Source organism: Oscillibacter sp. CU971 (assembly GCF_905219725.1).
Classification (GTDB): Bacteria; Bacillota; Clostridia; order Oscillospirales; family Oscillospiraceae; genus Oscillibacter.
Genome location: NZ_CAJMXG010000379.1, coordinates 1 through 2,183, shown reverse-complemented (window position 1 = coordinate 2,183; position 2,183 = coordinate 1). Strand labels below are relative to the sequence as shown.

Here is a 2,183-nt window from a genome sequence, read left to right as displayed (position 1 = left end):
AGCACAAGTACATGCAGGGGTAACACCTACCTCAGTTGTAGATAAATAACCCTGATGGGTATCTTTGTTTACACAATATGCGTACTTAGTGACAGCTCCTGTTCCCTTAAAAGAATCTGGGTCAGTCGTATATTTGACGGAAATAAGGCCAATAGCATCACGAACATTGGCCTGGTCCACAGCGTGGCGAGAGCGTTCCAACGCGCTGTTCATCATCGGAATAGACACCGCCACCAAAATGGCGATGATGGCCACCACGATCAGAAGCTCCACCATAGTGAAGCCGCCCTGCTTTTTCAGCTTGGCCTTCAACTGTTCCATAAATAAGTACCTCTCTTTCAATTTCATAGAAGTTTCTATACCCAGAGCCCGGGTTGGCGTGGGCTCAGAATACCGTTTACATACTGCCGTACATGCTGAACATGGGCAGATAAACCGCGAACAGAATCAGCACCACCAGCACCGCCATGACCACAATAATGGACGGCTCCAGCAGGGCGATGGCCCGCTTGGTTTTCAGGTCCGTCTCGTTGTCATAGTAGCTTGCCAGCACCTTCAGCGTAGATTCCATGGAGCCGGTGGCCTCGCCCACAGAGGTCATTTGCACCAGCATGGGCGGGATTTCCCTGGTGTATTCCAGGCACTCCCCAAAGGGCCGTCCGCCCTCCACGCCGGGGAGGGTGCCCAGCACCTCCTGGGACATGCACTGGTTGGACATGGTTTTGCCGGAGACCTCAATGGCTTGCAGGATGGGCATTCCGGCGGTGAGGAGCATGCTCATGGTGTGGGCGAACTGGCTGGAGTTGGACATGCGGACCACGCTGCCGATGACGGGTATGCCAAGCTGCATCTTAGCCAGGGCAGCCCCTCCCTTTGCCGTGGTCCCATAGAGCCGCACGGCGAAGACCACCAAGGCGGCGAGGGCCGCTAGAACCAGGGTATATTTCTGGAAGAAACCGCTCATGGCGATGAGGACCCTGGTGGGCCAGGGCAGGTCGATGCTCATGCCCTCGAACACTCCCACAAAGGTGGGCACGGCGTAAAGCATGATAATCGCCACCACCACCACCGCCACCAGAATGACGAACATGGGATAGGTCAGGGCGGACACCACGCTCTCGTGGGTCTTGTTCATCCTCTCGAAGTAGTCCGCCATTCTCTGGAACGCCGCCTGTAAATCGCCGGATTCCTCCCCGGCCCGGACGGTCTCCCGGAAGGTGACGGGCAGGGACTTCGCCCCCCGCTGCTCCAGGCTGTAGCTCAGGGACCAGCCGTTGGACACGTCCTCGGACACCTGCCGGAGGAGGGCGGAGAGGTTCTTGTCCGGGCACTGCTCCGCCACCAAATCCACCGTCTGCACCAGGGGCAGGCCCGCCTTTAAGATGATGGCGAACTGCTGGCAGGTGAGGGACAGGCTTTTGGCGCTGATTTTCTGGAGCCTGGACAGGGGGTCCCGGGCGGCGGACTTGGGGACCTCCTTGATGGAGAGGACGATTTCGCAGCTCTGGCGGATCTGGTTCACGGCGTCGGTGCGGCTGACGGCCTCCACCACGCCGGAGACTTTTTCGCCGCTGGCGTAAGCGCCCTCATATTTGTAGGTGGGCATACATTATCTCCCTTCGTCCCGCGTCTCTCGTCCCCCGCGGGGGTGGGGGTTACTCAAGGGGGAGCCTGCTCCCCCTTGAAGGAGGCGGAGGAAACGGAGCGGAATGGATGTTCGGCGAAGCCGGACGCAATGGAGCGGAGTTTTTGACGCCGGGGTCTCTCAGGGCGCTCTCGAAGGTTTCCTTGCTGATGGTCCCGGCGGCGTAGAGGGCGTGCAGGGCCTTGTCCATCAGGATGTTCCCCAGGGCCCCGGTGGTCTGGATGGAGTTTGCGATCTGGGGGGTCTTGCCCTCCCGGATCAGGTTCCGGATGGCCCCGTCGGTCTTCATCACCTCACAGGCCAGCACCCGGCCCCCGCCCACCTTGGGCAAAAGCTGCTGGCTGAGAACGGCTTTTAAGGACATGGAGAGCTGGAGGCGGATCTGCTGCTGCCGCTCGGCGGGGAACACGTCCACAATGCGGTCAATGGAGTCGGCGGCGGAATTGGTGTGGACGGTGCCGAAAACCAGGTGCCCCGTCTCGGCGGCGGTCAGCGCCGTCTCGATGGTCTCCAGGTCCCGCATCTCGCCCACGAGAAT

At 60.1% G+C, this 2,183-nt stretch carries 3 protein-coding genes; all 3 read right to left on the bottom strand.

What is annotated here, in order from left to right; translation table 11 throughout:
- A partial coding sequence (locus JX325_RS15630) for a type IV pilin protein (RefSeq protein WP_204791979.1) occupies window positions 1-321 on the bottom strand: 321 nt, incomplete at its 3' end.
- Window positions 322-397: 76 nt separating this feature from the next.
- Window positions 398-1,606, bottom strand: a complete 1,209-nt coding sequence (locus tag JX325_RS15625) for a type II secretion system F family protein (RefSeq protein WP_204791978.1) — start codon at window positions 1,604-1,606, stop codon at window positions 398-400.
- Between the two features lie 49 nt (window positions 1,607-1,655).
- Window positions 1,656-2,183: type IV pilus twitching motility protein PilT (locus JX325_RS15620; protein WP_204791977.1), on the bottom strand; the 528-nt coding region annotated here is incomplete at its 5' end.